12 protein-coding genes are annotated in these 16,292 nt (G+C 66.2%); 4 read left to right on the top strand and 8 right to left on the bottom strand.

Going from position 1 to position 16,292, the window contains the following annotated elements; genetic code table 11:
• The first annotated feature begins 23 nt into the window (after positions 1-23).
• Together VMD91_09200 and VMD91_09195 are read left to right on the top strand one after the other, a co-directional pair.
• Positions 24-491 (top strand): (2Fe-2S)-binding protein, encoded by a 468-nt coding sequence (locus VMD91_09200; GenBank protein ID HTW84229.1) that lies wholly within the window; start codon positions 24-26, stop codon positions 489-491.
• The gene (locus VMD91_09195; GenBank protein ID HTW84228.1) at positions 488-2,659 is read left to right on the top strand and encodes a molybdopterin cofactor-binding domain-containing protein; all 2,172 of its coding nucleotides are present in this window, start codon (positions 488-490) and stop codon (positions 2,657-2,659) included. The genes VMD91_09200 and VMD91_09195 overlap by 4 nt, the downstream gene beginning before the upstream one ends.
• On the opposite strand, the gene VMD91_09190 is transcribed toward VMD91_09195, so the two are convergent.
• The 5 genes from VMD91_09190 to chrA form a co-directional block, all read right to left on the bottom strand.
• A complete protein-coding gene (locus VMD91_09190; GenBank protein HTW84227.1) occupies positions 2,656-3,771 on the bottom strand; it encodes an alkene reductase in 1,116 nt (371 codons plus the stop codon). The genes VMD91_09195 and VMD91_09190 overlap by 4 nt on opposite strands.
• A gap of 41 nt (positions 3,772-3,812) precedes the next feature.
• Positions 3,813-4,592, bottom strand: a complete 780-nt coding sequence (locus VMD91_09185) for an alpha/beta hydrolase (protein HTW84226.1) — start codon at positions 4,590-4,592, stop codon at positions 3,813-3,815.
• A gap of 666 nt (positions 4,593-5,258) precedes the next feature.
• Complete coding sequence (locus VMD91_09180) at positions 5,259-9,221, bottom strand: hypothetical protein (GenBank protein ID HTW84225.1); 3,963 nt, start codon at positions 9,219-9,221, stop codon at positions 5,259-5,261.
• A gap of 163 nt (positions 9,222-9,384) precedes the next feature.
• Positions 9,385-10,134 (bottom strand): hypothetical protein, encoded by a 750-nt coding sequence (locus VMD91_09175; protein ID HTW84224.1) that lies wholly within the window; start codon positions 10,132-10,134, stop codon positions 9,385-9,387.
• A 147-nt stretch (positions 10,135-10,281) separates the two neighbouring features.
• Positions 10,282-11,445, bottom strand: coding sequence for a chromate efflux transporter (chrA, locus tag VMD91_09170; protein ID HTW84223.1), 1,164 nt, complete (start codon positions 11,443-11,445; stop codon positions 10,282-10,284).
• A 33-nt stretch (positions 11,446-11,478) separates the two neighbouring features.
• Here chrA and VMD91_09165 point away from each other — a divergent pair, with 33 nt between their 5' ends.
• Entirely contained in the window at positions 11,479-12,465 is a 987-nt protein-coding gene (locus VMD91_09165) for a branched-chain amino acid transaminase (GenBank protein ID HTW84222.1), read from the top strand.
• Here the strand turns inward: VMD91_09165 and VMD91_09160 are convergent.
• On the bottom strand, positions 12,396-13,268 hold the full coding sequence (locus VMD91_09160; GenBank protein HTW84221.1) for a PhzF family phenazine biosynthesis protein: 873 nt from the start codon (positions 13,266-13,268) through the stop codon (positions 12,396-12,398). The two genes, VMD91_09165 and VMD91_09160, sit on opposite strands and share 70 nt — an antisense overlap.
• Positions 13,196-14,638 (bottom strand): MATE family efflux transporter, encoded by a 1,443-nt coding sequence (locus VMD91_09155; protein ID HTW84220.1) that lies wholly within the window; start codon positions 14,636-14,638, stop codon positions 13,196-13,198. Before VMD91_09155 ends, VMD91_09160 begins: the two co-directional genes overlap by 73 nt.
• Before the next feature lie 19 nt (positions 14,639-14,657).
• Between VMD91_09155 and VMD91_09150 the strand changes: the two genes are divergently transcribed.
• Positions 14,658-15,152, top strand: coding sequence for a MarR family transcriptional regulator (locus VMD91_09150; protein ID HTW84219.1), 495 nt, complete (start codon positions 14,658-14,660; stop codon positions 15,150-15,152).
• Here VMD91_09150 and VMD91_09145 read toward each other — a convergent pair whose 3' ends face one another.
• Complete coding sequence (locus VMD91_09145; protein HTW84218.1) at positions 15,153-16,211, bottom strand: serine hydrolase; 1,059 nt, start codon at positions 16,209-16,211, stop codon at positions 15,153-15,155.
• Between the last annotated feature and the right edge of the window lie 81 nt (positions 16,212-16,292).

The following is a 16,292-nucleotide window of genomic DNA, read 5'->3' as shown; positions in this document are numbered from 1 at the left end:
GCCCGTGGCGCTATACTGCTCGCGTGGCAGCTTCTACGACCCTTCACGTCAACGGGCGCCCGCGCGAGGTGCACGCCACGCCCGACACGCCGCTTCTTTACGCGCTGCGCGACGAGCTCGCGCTGACCGGTCCCAAGTTCGGGTGCGGGCTGGCGCAGTGCGGCGCGTGTACCGTCTTGCTCGACGGCAGCCCGATCCGCTCGTGCGTGACGCCGCTGGCCGCCGTCGGCAGCGGTCGCGTCACCACCGTCGAGGGATTCGGCGACGCCGACCATCCGGGTCGCGTGCAAGCCGCGTTCATTGCCGAGCAGGCGGCGCAATGCGGGTACTGCATCCCCGGCATGGTCGTCGCCGCGAGCGCGCTGCTCGATCAGCACCCGCACCCGAGCGACGCGCAGATCCGCACCGCGCTCGACGGCAACTTGTGCCGCTGCGGCACGCACTTGCGCATCTTGCGCGCCGTCAAGCGCGCCGCCGAGACGCCGGCATGACGACGCTCGATCGTGCGACCTTCCTGCGCCGCGGCGCCGGACTGCTCGTCGTCGGCTTCGCGACCGGCAGCGTCCCCGCGTTCGCGCAGACCTCGAGCGGCGCACGGGAAGCGAACCCGCTCGGGACGCGCGGCAAACCGGACGTCGACGCCTGGCTGACCGTCGATCGCGACGGCGCGGTGACCGTGCTGTTCGGCAAGGTGGAACTCGGCACCGGCGTCGACACGGCGATGGCGCAACTCGTCGCCGACGAGCTGAGCGTCGCCTTCGAGGCGGTGCACGTCGCCGCGGCCGACACCGCGCTCACGCCCGACCAAGGCTACACCGCCGGAAGCCAGACGCTGACCAGCGGCGCGACGCCGGTGCGCGCCGCCTGCGCGGTCGCGCGCGAAGCGCTGGTCGACTTGGCCGCGACGCGGCTGGGCGTCCCGCGCGAACGGCTGGCCGTGCACGACGGCAGCGTGTTCGTGGCCGCCGATCCATCACGGCGCATCGGTTACGGCGCGCTGCTCGACGGGCATCGCTTCGGCCGCACCATCCCGCCGCACCCGCCGCTGCGCTCGCCGAGCAGCTATCGCATCGTCGGCACGCCGGTGCCCCGCGTCGACCTGCCGGGGAAGGTCACCGGAAGCTATCGCTACGTCCACAACGTGCGCCTGCCGGGGATGCGCCACGGTCGCGTCGTGCTGCCGCCGCGCTTGGGCGCGACGCTGGAGCACGTCGACCAGACGTCGTTGCGCGGGCTGGCCGGCGTGCAGGTCGTGCAACGGAAGAATTTCTTGGCCGTCGTCGCGCGCGACGAGTGGACCGCGATCCGCGCCGCGCAAGCATTGCGCGCGCAGTGGAGCGGCGGCAAGACGCTGCCGGCGCAGGCGGACCTGGCGGCGGCCGTCGTCGCGACGCCGGGAAAAGAACGCGTGCTGATCGACACTGGCGACGCCGACGGCGCGCTGCAAAGCGCGGCGCACGCGCTGCACGCGCGCTACACCTGGCCGTTCCAGTCGCACGTCTCGATCGGGCCGTCGTGCGCGGTGGCCGACGTGCGCGACGGCGCCGCGACCATCTGGTCGGGGACGCAGGGCGTCTTCCCGCTGCGCGGCGCGATCGCGCAGCTGCTCGGGCTGCCCGCGACCAAAGTACGGGTGCGCTACGTCGAGGCGTCGGGCTGCTACGGTCACAACGGCGCCGACGACGTCGCCGCTTCGGCCGCGCTGCTCTCGCAGGCGGTCGGCGCGCCGGTGCGGCTGCAGTACATGCGCGCCGACGAGACGGGCTGGGACCCCAAGGGGCCGGCGATGGTCGTCGATCTGCGCGGCGCGCTCAACGCGAGCGGCACCATCGCGGCCTGGGACTACCGGGTCTGGACGCCGACGCACAGCGGTCGCCCCGACGGCCTGGCCGGCAACGTCTTGCCCGGGCAGCTGATGGGCGAGAGCGCGCCGCCGACGTACATCGGCGGCGATCGCAACGCGCCGAACGACTACGCGATTCCGGCGCAGCGGGTGACCATCGTCGATCAACCGACGGCGCTGCTGCGCCAGTCGGCGCTGCGCGGGCTCGGCGGGCCGGGGAACACCTTCGCCAACGAGTCGTTCATCGACGAGCTGGCGCACCAAGCCGGCGCGGATCCGTTCGCGTTCCGGCTCGCGCACCTGACCGACCCGCGCGCACGCGCGGTGGTCGAGGCGCTGCGCGCGGACTGGAAGCCCGGCCGCGGCTTCGCCTTCTGCCACTACGAGAACACGCAGGCGCTGGTCGCCGCCATCGCCGACGTCGACGTCGATCGTGCCAGCGGTGCCGTGCGCGTGCGACACCTGTGGATCGCACACGACTGCGGGCTGGTCGTCAACCCCGACGGCTTGCGCAACCAGATCGAAGGGAACGCCGTGCAGGGCACCAGCCGCGCGCTCAAGGAGGCGGTACGCTTCGACCGGCACGCCGTCACAAGCGTCGACTGGGAGAGCTATCCGATCCTGCGCTTCAGCGAGGTGCCGGCGGTGACGGTGCGCGTCGTCGACCGCCCCAACGAAAAGATCCTCGGTGCCGGTGAGGCGACGACGACGGTCATCGCCCCGGCGGTCGCCAACGCGATCTTCGCCCGCACCGGCGCGCGGCTGCGCAGCGTACCGTTCACGCCGGAGGCGGTGAAGGCGGCGCTGCGCGCCTAGTCGGCGGGTGCGCCTTGTGCGGCCAGCGTCGGGTAGTCGGTGTATCCGTGTGCATCGCCGCCGAAGGTGTGGTCCCAGTCGACTTCGTTGAGCGGCGCGTCGATGCGCAGCCGCTCGACCAGGTCGGGGTTCGCGACGAACGCCCGCCCGAAGGCCACCAGATCGGCCTTCCCGGCAGCGAGGGTCTCGACGGCGAGCTCGCGCGTGTATCCGTTGTTGACCATCCACGGACCGTCGAACGTGGCGCGCAGCGCCGCGAAATCGAAGCCGTGAAAGTCGCGCGGTCCTTGCGTGTGGCCTTCGATGACGTGCACGTAGGCCAGGTCGAAGCGATCGAGCTCGCGCACGAACGGGACGTAGACGGCGGCCGGATCGCTGTCGAACGAGCCGCTCGCGGGCGACACGGGTGAGATGCGGATTCCGGTGCGGTCGCTGCCGACGCTGGCGGTGACGGCTTCCACGATTTCGAGCGGCAGGCGCATCCGATTGTCAACCGTCCCGCCGTAGCGGTCGGTGCGGTGATTGCTGCCGTCTTTCAGGAACTGATCGAGCAGGTATCCGTTCGCGGCGTGGATTTCGACGCCGTCGAAACCGGCCTCGATCGCCTTGCGCGCCGCGTCGGCGTAATCGTCGACCAGCCCGGGCAGCTCGTTCAGCTCGAGCGCGCGCGGCGTTCCGACCGTGACGAACTCGCCGGTCTCGATGAACGTGCGCTGGTTCTCCGGCGCGATCGCCGACGGCGCGACCGGGAGCAAACCGCCCGGCTGCAGCGCGGGGTGGGAGAAGCGACCGACGTGCCACAGCTGCAGGTAGATCGCGCCACCGGCTGCGTGCACGGCGCCCGTGACGAGTTTCCAACCGGCGACTTGTTCGGGTGAGTAGATGCCGGGGGTGAACGCGTAGCCCTTGCCGTAGGGCGAGATCTGCGTCGCTTCGGCGATGATCAGTCCCGCGCTCGCTCGCTGGCGATAGTATTCGGCGTTGAGCGCGTGCGGCGCGTCGGTGCCGGGCGTCGCGCGGTTGCGCGTGAGGGGCGCCATGACTACACGGTTGCGCAACCGCAAGCGACCGAGCGTGAACGGCGTGAAGAGGATGGATGCATCGAGCGACATCGTCCGCTTCGACACGCGCCGGGCGACGGGCGTTGCATCGCTCAGCGCGCGGCGTTCACCTGTGCGAGGAACGTTCGCGTCAGCGCGGTGATCTCGTCGGCCGCTTCGTCGAGCGCGAAGTGGCCGGCGTCGAGCAGGTGCACCTGGGCGCCGGGAACGTCGTCGCGATATGCCAGCGCGCCGGCCGTCTGGAACGAGGGATCGTAGCGGCCCCACACGACCAGCAGCGGCGGCTGCGTCGCGCGCAAGAACTCTTGCCACGCCGGATACGACGCGACGTTGGTGCGGTAGTCGTAGAACAGGTCGCTCTGGATGTCGATCATGCCCGGCTGGGTGAGAAACCGGTACTCGTCGACCCACAGGTCCGGGCTGTAGCGCTCGGGATGCGGGGTGCTGCCGATGTGGCGCTGCTTCGTCGCCGCGAGCGAGAGCAGGTTCTCGCGCAAGGCGGCTTCGTTGGCCGCGCGGTCGCGCCAGAACGCGCGCCGCTGGTCCCACAGCGGGCCCAGCCCGGCTTCGTGCGAGACGGCGTTCTGCACGATCAGCGCTTGCAGCCGGTCGGGATGCGCGACGGCCAGCCGCATGCCGATCGGTCCGCCGTAATCTTGGACGAAGAGCGTGTAGCGCCGCAAGCCGACGGCTTGCGTCCAGTGCTCGGCGATCGCGGCCAGCCGATCGAACGTGTACGCGAATCGGTAGGCGGGCGGCGCGTCGGAGTGCCCGAAGCCCAGGTGATCGGGCGCGATCACCCAGAACGCGTCGCCCAGGCCGGGGATGAGCTGTTCGAACATGCGCGAGGACGACGGAAAGCCGTGCAGCAGCAGCAGCGCCGGCGCGTCGCGGTCGCCGGCCTCGCGGTGAAAGATCGACAGCCCGTCGACGGTGGTCGTATGGTAGGAACCGGGTGAGCATGCTGCGTTCGCATGCCCGTGCTGACGAGTCCGGCGCGCGCGACGGTTGCGTTACGGCTTGCCGACCGTCTCGTGGCGTCGTGACTCGGTGGTCGGCGTGAGGTAGACGCGGCTGTCGAGGTAGTCGATGCCGACGGTGAACATCCGCAAGAAGCCCGACCCGATCAGCCCGTCGCTGCCGTCGTCGTAGCTTCCCTTCGAGGTGACCCGGTAGCCGACGAAGTCGCGGAAGAGCAGCTTCGAGAGCTGCAGCCGGGCGATCGCATACGGGCGCGTGTCGAACTCGCCGCCGACGCCGTAGAACTGGACCGGCTGGCTGTACCGCCCGCGATTGCCGGCGTCTTGGAGCGCCTCCGGGTGCCGGCGCGTAGTCGTCGTGCAGGATGCCCGATGGCCATCAGCAGTCTACACTCGGCAACGCGACCAGCTCGCCGTACGGCGTGACCTGGTTCCGCAGCGGCATTAGATCGCGCGCACTGCGAGCGAGGTCAGCCAATACAAACCAGTGACTCGGCAGTCTTGCGCTTTGCGCCATTGCGGTGCTTAACTGCGTGATCATGCGCAGATGCCTGTCCATCAATTCAGGAGATGGCGTGCTAGAAGTGCGAGCGATTCCAGTGCCGGTCCAATGTCAGCCGCATCCAGGCCCTGCGCAACCGCAGAAATGGTGGCTCCGCCGAGCTCGGTTACAATGTAGCTCTGCCGCACCGCCGCCTCGCTGTTGCCCACGAAACTTTGGGCCGCCTCTCGCATAGATTGATCGATGAAACGAATGTAAGCGCGCTCATCATCTGATAACGCCACAACATGTAGTCCGGGCTGTTGAAATGAGGCACCAACATAGCGGCGCAGCGTGCGAAGGTCGGCAGTTTCAACAAGCCTCTTATCTTGAATCGACGACAGCCTAACATGATGCAATATCTCTCGAGAGGATACCGGCAAGAAAAATAGACCCGCTCTGCGCGCTCGAACTAGAAAGGAGAAATAGTCCTCGTCGGCTAGCTTCTCCCGCTCATTCAGCGCGAGCATAATGTCGAAAAGTGAAATTACAGAGGCGCGGTTTCCCGTCGTAGAAAAACGATTCGCGAAGCGATCGTCGACGACAACGGCACCAGTTCCGTCGACAAATTCAAGCACCGCGGAAATCGACCGCGTGTTCATTCGCTCTGTGTCATGATGATCACCGTGCCATGAAATTTCAGCAAACTTGCCTCTCGCCGACGCGTCGCGAACCAGGTTGACAAGCTTATCTAGATCTTCTAAACGCTCGTCCTTCTGATCGGCTTCCTCCACCTGGCGCTCCAAAAATGCGTAGTCCCGGCTAGAAATCCGAAGGTCGTATCCCGCGTTTAGAAGGACTCCGATGAGGTCAGTTTCGTGAAGCATCTCAAGATACGCGGCATCAATAAGCAGCGGACGATCGGGGTGAATCGACACACCGGCAGCCTCCTGTTCTCCGACGGTACCCATCCGCGCCAAAGCGCGCAATTTGTCGCCCTCTGAGAGCAGAGAATCCATGTAAAGATCTTCGACCAACTTGCGAATGTTAAGAGCAACATCGGACAATATCGGCGATGGTTCTACCGGGCCAAGGCGTGGATCTAGGGGCGGAAGCGTGGTCACGTAGTTGCCACCATTGTTCTTAGCCCAGCGAGCCCCATCATCCGATTCGATAACATCAATGCCACCGCGTTGAATGGTCTTAAGGAGAACGCGCATGTGGTCCATGTGTGCCGGCTGCGCGGACCCGATCTCCTCGCGCATGGCGAAAAACAATTCGATCAGCTTGTCGTCTACGATGTATTGATCCCGAGCATCCAGCAGTTGTTCCATTACTCCAAGGTATTGCGCCTGCACTATGGTCGTGACGTCGAGCGCAATCGTCGCCGCGTCAAAAAAGGACTGCGGCTCGGGCGCTCGAGATCCGTGGCGTACATATACGGGGGCCCAATATTTCGGCGAGCGTGATTGATTCTGTTGAGGATACGTATGATGCGAGGTGAAGATTGGAAAATTCAGCGCGTCTGCAATGACGTGGATTGGTAACGTGCCGGACCGATACTGGTCGTTGGCCACCTTATTTCTATATGCAATGTTTGATACAAGCTCAGCCACGTCATCAAAGGATTTCGCTGATACGCTGTCGTGACCGGCTAGTGCCAGGCGCTGCATCTGATGCACGAGCTCTTTTGTCTTCGTATCGCGTCCAACGCGATATGCCGTCGAAAGGGCAAGTGTGACAAGATCGTCTGGTATGCCGAGCTCGATTGCTCGATCCCAAAGTGCGCCCGCGTCGCTTGGGGACGAGTCCGCCAGGCGAGCAGCAAAGCGAAGAGCAATTTCAGGTGTCAGGTCCGCCGTCGTCCGAACAATCCGAGAGAGCACGGCTATTTGCTCGAAATCGCCGACCTCAAAGAGAATATTACAGGCTAAATCGATGCTCTCGGCGGTAGGGTCGTCATCGATTAGTTCTAAAGCTGCGCGTATTGCGTCGCCACGTCGCTTCGCGTTCCAAAGGGAGATGATGTACGCGCGTCGGGTGCCGGTGTGCTTCGCTAAGCGCGTCCAGTCTGCGTTTTTCTCATATAGTTCAATAAAGTTCGCGTACCGCCGCTTATTGATCAGCGCGTATAAGACCAAGCGAATAGAAACCTGGCAACGAATATCTTGCAGAAGCCTCTTTTGGGATTTTTCTATAAAGTCCCAATCGCCGCGCTGAGCAGCTGACCGAGCGTCATGGAGCAACTGTAAGGCGTCGCTGGTACTGACGCGCGAACTGGTACCCGCCGCGGCCCTCGCCTCATTGATGCGGTCTCGTAGTGCTTTAATATTGCCCGAGTCCTCGTCTTCGATCACCGTAAGCGCGCCGCTGTAGTCCTTCGCCTCAACGAGCGCGAGCGCCAGGGCGACCTTCCGCTTAAGGCGATCAAGCTGTGTTTCCTGAGCAGGCACCCCCCGCAATATCGCTATTGCATCTTCACCCAAACCTTGCCACGTCTTGTACCAGGCAAGGGCGCGTCTTTGACTAGACGTTATGGTATTGTCGGATAGTCGGCTTTGGGCGTCACTGAGCCACGCCGTGAGGTCAACGGGTAAGTCGTAGGTGAGGACCCACCTGATGGCGTCGTTGTTTGGGAGAGTGCGGTACAATAGTGAAGTCGCAAGCTCGACGGCCTCTTCAATGCGATCGACATCGGGCGCCACGCATGCGAGGCGCCAGAGCTCAATCGACGAGATGAGCCAGCTTTCCAAGTCAAGCGACACCAATATACTTGTAAATAGCTCGTAAGCGCGGCGTAGCTTTATGAGAGCGTCGTGGTCAATGCTGAGTAGTTCAAATGGAGGCGGCTCCGGCGGATCGCTCACGTCAGGGCCGATTAAGGCCGGGGGGGTGGAGAAATAATAGTTCGCGACAGCGAGCGTTGCTATTACCCGTACGTGCTTCGGTGCGAGCGCGTACGCGCGCTCGGCCTCTTGGAGTGCAGCCTCACGCTGTCGTAGTGTCAACCGCGCGATGGCCAGAAGGCGGTGTACTTCTGCGTTCGCTGGGTGGAAGTCAGACACAGCGTCAAGTATCTGAGCCATCTCTTGCGACCGTCCCACCATGTGAAGTAAAGTCGCTCGCAAAAGCACGGCGTTCAGGGAGCTTTCGTCTGGAAGTGCGCTGAGAGCCGCGTCGGGACCATGCATCGCAAGCGCAATCTTTGCCTCTAGGAGTCGCTGCTCGATGCCATTGTCTAGCTCCTTTGCCTTGGCGCTGAGCGCATTTGCCAGGATGAAATCATCATCTAGGAGCGCGATGTTTGCTCTTACGCGGAGATAGCCAGCGCGAACGCTATTTGGTAAAACGTTGAAACGTTCATCACTCAGCTCTTTGTCGAGCGCTCGGCGCGTTTGCGCATATAAACCTTCGTCTAAGTCTACTCGAAGTCGTTGAAGCTTTTCTTCGGATAGTTCTTGTAGACCCAGCGTCAGTGATTCAAGGCTATAAGCATGAATTTCGCGGCCCCCACTTCCGAACGTACGCTCGTCGTCGTGGACGGATACTTCGGGCACTGAGAGCTCGCGCATGGGAGGATGCCATGAAGCTAATTGAGGAAACGCTCGGACGACGAAGTCGCTAGGAATGGCGAAACTCTCTGTGCGCCCCGATGCACCTACCGAGCTCATCAGTACGCCTACCACTCGGCCGTTCTCATCTTTATAACAAGCGCTACCAATCGCACCGGCTGGCACGAACCCCTCTCGAAAGACTAAACGATATTCTCCGAGCAGGCCCGAAGGCGCGTCTTCACGGCCCGCGACCTGAAACGGCATCGCCCGGGGGGTTTGAGCGTCTATCGGGAACCCGAGTGCTGTGCACCGCGTGTATGGGGATACCGGCGCGTAGTCGAAATCGATTGCCACGCCCACGTCTGCGCGCAGCTCGATCAGCGCGATATAGCCGAAGGCCGTGGGCCCACTGTGCGATGGATCGACGGAATGAACTGCCAATGGAGTCGCCGTTGCGCCGTCGACGGCAACGACGATTTTGGCCAAGTCAACCACGCCGTCGCCCCAGGGGGGAACCGTTATCAGGTGGCGTGGGTGCACGAAGAAGCCGCTAGACCATATCGCGCCCATCTGCACCGTGGCGATCTGGCGCGCGTGACGTTGGATCTCCATTACAGGTGTACTGTAGCGGCTGGCATTGGCACCTACTCTACAACAAGTCCTGTTCTAGGCTTGAGCGCTGCATGCGACCAGGATCAAAAGTCAAGCCCAGTGCAGTAAACCTACTCTGAATAGATTGTAAGACCGTGTCGTACATAGTCTGCCGCATCCTGGGAGCAACCACTATCTTATTCAGCAACGCGTCCAACTGTAGCGGGTCCAGTGACTGCATCTGGTAGGGCTCGGGAACCGGGTTCAGAGAGACTTGTATCGACCTAATCTCTTGCTCGCTTTTGTATTCGTGCCTCTTATGAAAAAAGAGCGTAAAAATGTCGGGTATTACGCTCGGCAGCGGCTCATAAGCGACCTCTCCAACTCGAACCTCACCTCTCCTCTGAAGAGCATCTCGGAGAGCCCCAACAGTCGTAGCAATGGCAACGGCGTAGTCATCGGAGCCGTAAATGCGCCACATTGCATACGACTCGTACCCTGGATGCTTGAACCAGCATGTTACGACAGCATGTCGTCGAGCTTCACGAATAAGCTCTGCGTTTTTTGCCGGAATGAAGTGCTGAACACCGTTAGAGTCATAGAACCGGCGGGGACTTACGTTCAAAACTTGAACTACTGACGGATCCAGTTTCACACTGGCGTATCCGTAAGCCCCCTCGGAGCCGTCAGCGAAGGCGTCGACACGCGTTTGGAATAGTGCGCCTTGCACGAGCATCTCAAGGAACGGCCCCAAGCGCATGTAGCGCCAGATCGTGGTTTCGTCCGCGACCTTTTCATAGTCGGCCAAGGCAGTGAGGCGGCTTTCTGCGTCGGCTTGCAGCTCGCCTGCCTTGCCTGGGTGGTGGCGCTCTTGTGCGGAGGACTATCGCTATAATTTTCACGATTGTTGACCGGTAAGCGCCGCGCCGCCGAGAGACTAAAGTGAAACGTATGACTAGGCCCGCAGCAGCGCGCCCGCGAACGCCGCGGCCAGCACGACGATCCAGGGTGCGATTCGCCACACGGCGACCAGCGCGAAGGCAGCCAGGGCGATGCCGATGCGCGGCGGGCCGTTGCCCAGCGAGAGCAGGACCGGATCGTAGAGGATCGCGCCGAGCAGTCCGACGACGCTGGCGTTCGCGCCGCGCAGCGCACCGCCGGCCCGAGGCAGCGCGGCGAGACGGTTCCAGGCCGGCGCCAGCGCGAACAGCAACGCGTACGAGGGCAAGAAGATCGTCACCGTCGCGACGAGCGCGCCGAGCGCACCGTGCAGCGGCGAGCTGTTGGCCGCGCCCAGGAAGCTGGCGACGGTGAACAGCGGTCCGGGCATCGCCTGCGCCGCGCCGTAGCCGGCAAAGAACAGCTTCGACGAGATCAGCCCTTGCGTCACGGTCGTCTGCAGCAGCGGCAACACGACGTGGCCGCCGCCGAACACGAGCGCGCCGGCGCGCACGAGCGTCGCCAGCAGCGCGAAGACCGGCGCGGGCGGAAGGAACGTCAGCGCGATCAGCGCGAGGAACAGCGCGCCGGCGAACGCGGCGACGGCGCGCGGCACGCGCAGCGGCAAGGCCTGCGCCGGCGGCGCGCCGGCGTGCAGCCACAGCGCGCCGGCCAGCGCGCCGAGCAGGATCGGCGCCCACTGCAGGCCCGGGAGCGGGCGCAGCGCCAGGGCCACGACGGCCGCGCCCAGGCCGACCGTCTGGGTCGGGCGATCGGGGCACAGCGTGCGGGCCAAGCCGAGCACCGCCTGCGCGACGACCGCCGCCGCGGCGGCGAACAGCCCGTCGAGCAGGCCGCCGAACCACGGCGGCGGATCGGCGGACGTCGCCGCCAGCACGATGCCGATCGCGCCCATCAGGATCGCCGAGGGCGCGGTGAAGCCCAGCCAAGCAGCGAACGCGCCCGCCGGACCGCCGCGAACCAGGCCCAGCAGCATGCCGACCTGGCTGGAGGTGGGTCCCGGGAGGACCGAGCAGAAGGCTACGATTCGCGCGTATCCCGCCTCGTCGATCCACCGCCGCTCTTCGACCAACGCGCGTCGAAAGTAGGCGAGATGAGCGATGGGGCCGCCGAACGACGAGCATCCCAGTCGCAAGAACGTCACGAAGACCTCGCGCACGCCGCTTGCTTCCCTTCGGAGGACCCCGATTCCATGCAGCTCGGTGACCTGACGGTCTACCACAACGGCCGGTTCATGCGCTACGACGACGCGCGGATCGGATTGTTGACCCACGGCCTGCAATACGGCACCGGCTGTTTCGAGGGCGTGCGCGGGTTCTGGAACGCGTCCGAGGACGAGCTGTACCTGCTCGAGCTGGACGCGCACTTCGAGCGCCTCGAGCAATCGGCGCGCATCCTCTTGGCGAAGCTGCCGCACGCGGTGGCGGAGCTCTCGGCGCTGACGGTCGAGCTGTGCGCGCGCAACGAGTTCCGCGGCGACGTCTACGTGCGCCCGTTCGCGTACAAGGCGAACGAGGACGTCGGCGTACGGCTGCACGACGTCAAGGACGGCTTCGCGATCGTCGCGCTGCCGTTCGAGCGCTACTTCGACGCCCAGCGCGGCCTGCGTTGCGGCGTGAGCGCGTGGCGCCGCATCGACGACACGATGGCGCCGGCGCGCGGCAAGATCACCGGCATCTACGTCAACAGCGCGCTGGCCAAGAGCGACGCGATCCTCTCCGGTTTCGACGAGGCGATCATGCTTTCGGCCGAAGGTCACGTCTGCGAAGGCTCGGCCGAGAACATCTTCGTCGCGCGCAAGGGCGTGCTCTACACGCCCGATCCTTCCCAGAACATCCTCGAAGGCGTCACCCGCCGCATCGTCATCACGCTGGCCCGCGAAGAGCTGGGGTTGGAGATCTGCGAGCGCGCGATCGACCGCAGCGAGCTGTACATCGCCGACGAGGTGTTCATCACCGGCAGCGCGGCCGGCGTGCAGTGGATCGAGTCGATCGACCACCGTACGATCGGTGCCGGCGAACGCGGTCCGATCGCGACCAAGCTGATCGAGCTCTACGACCGCGTCGTGCGCGGCGGCGTCGCGAAGTACCGCCACTGGCTGACGCCGACCTACGCGACGAAGGTGCCCTCGCCGAACGGCGCGACGGTACCGCCGACGTCGATTCCGTCCTCGCCGTAGTTGCCGTTCACGCGCACGTAGAGCGCGCTCGGGCGGCCCATGCGGACGCCCTGCTCGCTCACGAAGCGCGTGCCGTCCCGGTGATCGACGAGATGGTGCCGCATCATGTAGGCGGCCAGCGGTCCGGTCGCGCTGCCGGTGGCGGGGTCTTCGACGACGCCCAGCTCCGGCGCGAACATGCGCGAGTACGCGCCGCGCGGCGTCGCCGCGAACACGAACAGACAGGTCGGGTCTTCGTCCGAGCCGTGCAGCGCGGCGACCAGCGAACGTTCCGTCTTCGCGCGGTCGACCGCGGCGGGGTCCGTCACCGCGATGAAGACCGTCGGATTGCCGGCGCTCACGAACTGCGGCGGGACCGTCGCCAGCAGGTCGTCGTCGCGCAGGCCGAGCGTGCGCGCGCACGCGGCGCGCTTGTAGACGCGGCCGAAGGTGATCGGCGGCGTGGTCAGCCACAGCATCCCGTCCGCGTCGGCGCGAATCGGCACCGGCCCCACCTGTTCCTCGAACGCGAAGCGTTCGGTGATCGGAATGCGCTGCTCGTCGCGCAGCACCCACGCGGTGCCGATCGTCGGGTGGCCGGCGAACGCCATCTCCATCGTCGGCGTGAAGATGCGCACGTGCGCCACCGTCAGCGGGCCGCTCGGCGGGAAGACGAAGGTCGTCTCCGAGAGGTTGAACTCGCGCGCGATGCGCTGCATGGCGGCCGTCTCGAGCCCGCGCGCGTCGGGGATTACGGCGAGAGGGTTGCCTTCGAAGGCGCGCTCGGTGAAGACGTCGACGACGCGGTAACGGTAGCTGGCCATGGCGGGAGGTTCGCGACGGATTCGGGCGCGCCCCACGGCATGCGCAGCATGACGATCGCGCTGACCGTGGCGTAGGTCACCGACGCGAGGCCGACGATCGCGAACAGCGTGCCCAGTCCGGCGTGCAGCGCGCCGACCGCGTACCACCCCAGTCCCGCCGCGATCAGCAGCCGCGCGGTGCCGGCCAGCACGAGCCAGACGACGCGTCCGGCGCCCTGGCCGGCGAAATACAGCAACAGGCCGAAGCCCGTCGCGCCGTAGACCGGGCCGACGGTACGCAGGTACAGCGTGCCGAGCGCGACGACGCGCGGATCGCGGCTGAACAGCTCGAGCCAGGCCCACGGCGCCAGCGCGGCGGCCAAGCCGATCGCTTCGGTACCGAGCGCGCCGATCAGCGCGCCGGTCCACGCGATGCGCCGCGCGCGTGCGTGCTGGTGCGCGCCGACGTTGGTGCCGACCATCGTCACGACGGCCGTCCCCAGGCCGAACAGCAGCGGGATCAGCACGTAGTCCAGCCGCGAGGCCATGCCGTACCCCGCCAGCGCATCGGTGCCGAACAGGCCGACCGCCCCGGTCACCAACGCCACGGTCAAGTTCGTCTGCACCGAGCCGAGCGCCGACGGCAACCCGACGCGCAGGATGTCCCAGAACGGGCGTCCGCGCAGCGGCACCAGCCGCAGCGTGACGCCGCCCCGGCCGCCGGCGAGGTAGCGCAGCAGCCACAGCGCCGCGGCGAGATAGTAGAGCGTCACCGCGATGCCGGCACCCGCGATGCCCAGCCGCGGCACCGGGCCGATGCCGAAGATGAAGGCCGGCGAGAGCGGAATGAGCACGCACGCGGCCACCAAGTTGACCGTCGCGGGGACGCGCACGTTGCCGGCGCCGCGCAGCGCGGACGAGGCCAGGTTGACGGTCCAGTTGGCGATAGCGCCGATGAAGACGAAGGTCGAGTACGTCAGCGCGGCGTGCAGCGCGGGGCCGTGCGCGCCGAGCGCGCCGTAGATCGCGGGCCCGCAGCCGAGCGCGAGCGCGGTGAAGAGCGCGCCGAAGAGCAGCGCGATCGCGATCGCGTGCGTCGCCAGCGCGTCGGCGTCGGCGCGCCGTCCGGCGCCCAGCGCGCGCGCGACCGCCGACGCGACGCCGCCGCCGATCCCGCCGTTGGAGGCCATCGTCATCAGCATCAGCACCGGGAAGACGACGGCGACGCCGGCCAGCGCGTCCGTGCCCAGGAAGCCGACGTAGAACGTCTCGGCGACGCCGACAGCGGTCTGGATCACCAGCACCGCAACGGTCGGACCGGCCAGCGCCAGGATCGTCTTGGCGATGGGCCCGTGCAGCATCGCCGCTTGACGCGCGGTCGGTTCGGGCATATATATGCATATACAGGTAATGTCACGCCGTGTCAACGGCGACCGCGCCGAGGGTGCGGCCGCCGATCCGATCGATCTGCGCGAGCTGCGAAGCTGCACCGCCGCTCGGTTGCGGCGCGCGGCGCGGCGCGTCTCGCAGCTCTACGACGACGCGCTCGAGCCCGCCGGCGTGACGATCGCGCAGTTCGGCCTGTTGGCGCAGCTGGAAGGCTCGCTGGCGCAGAGCACGACCGGGATCGCGCTGGGCGAGCTGGCCGAGCGCATGACGACCGATCCGACCACGCTGACCCGCAACCTGCGCCCGCTCGAAGCACGCGGTTTGTTGCGGACCGCGCCGGACACGCAGGACCGCCGCGTGCGCCGCATCCGCATCACGCCGACCGGCCGGGCGGCGTTGCGCGCCGCGATCCCGCTCTGGCGCCGCGCGCAAGCGCAGGTCGAAGGCGCGCTCGGCAGCGGCGACGTCGGCACGCTGCGCGCGCTGCTCGAGCGAACCGCCGCGGCGAGCTTCTAGCTAGGTCGGCTGCGGCGCGGGCGAGGCGACCGGGCTCGCGTCGGGCTCGGGTTCGTCCGGTGCCGGAACGCCGGCCGGTACCACGCTGTCGGCCGGCGCGGCCGAGGAGGGGTTCGTGGGCGCCCACATCCGCAGGTCGGCCGGGGTCGCCGCCGTCGTCGCGTCGGCGGCCGGGAAGCCGAGGTCCTCGCTGCTCGCACGCCAGACGCTGAAGTGCTCGAGCGCGGTGTAGGCCATCCGCGAGACGCCGCGGATGAACGAGCGCCCCGCGTCGAGGTCGGGCAAATCGGTCGTCATCACCGCGATCACGTACGCGTCGGTGCCGGGGAAGACGATGCCGACGTCGTTGAGCGTGTCGTGCAGCGAGCCGGTCTTGTGCGCGATCGGCGTGCTCGGCGGCAACGGTTCGGGCAGCAGGCTGTTGTGGTGCTGGCGTTCGAGGATCGCGATCATCGCGCGCGACGACCACGGGTCGAGCAGCTGCTGCTTGGCCATCTTCGCCAGCAGGCGCGTCATGTCGGACGGGCTCGAGCGCAGCGCCCAGCGGATCGGGCCGTTCGAACGGATGAAGTCCGACAGCCGCGTGTGCGTGAGCCCGAGCCGCGCCATGGTCGCGTTGATGTGCTGGCGGCCGACCAGGCGGATCAGCATGTTGGTCGCGGTGTTGTCGCTGTCGTCGATCATCAGCGAGAGCAGCGTCGAGACCGGATAGCCTTTGCCGGGCCGCGCGTCGCACAGCTCGCCCCAGCCCCAGTCACGGTCGCTCGCCTCGAGGTGCACGACCCGGTTCAAATCGAAGCGGCCCAGCCCCAGTTGGCGGAAGACTTCGACCATGACCGGGATCTTGATGGTCGAGGCGGCCGGCATCTCGGCGAACTCGTTGATGCCGGTGCTGGCCCCGGTCGCCACGTCCTGGACTTCGATCGCGACGTGGCCCGGCGCGCGCATCGTGAGCGCGTTGAGCGCCGCTTGAAAGCCGGCCAGCGGTCCGGGGACCGCGCTGGCGCCGGCCGGTGCGCTCGGAACCAGCGGCAAGAACAGCGCGCAACTCGCGAACAAGAGTCGTGGGACGACTCGCATTGTCTATCATATGTCGGCCCGCCGCGAAAAAAGTCAAGTCGCACGCGGTGAAATCACACA

This window comes from Candidatus Sulfotelmatobacter sp., assembly GCA_035504415.1.
In the GTDB taxonomy this organism is placed as follows: Bacteria; Vulcanimicrobiota; Vulcanimicrobiia; order Vulcanimicrobiales; family Vulcanimicrobiaceae; genus Vulcanimicrobium.
Note: the sequence above shows the minus strand (reverse complement) of the source record. Positions and strands in the feature narration are given on the sequence as shown.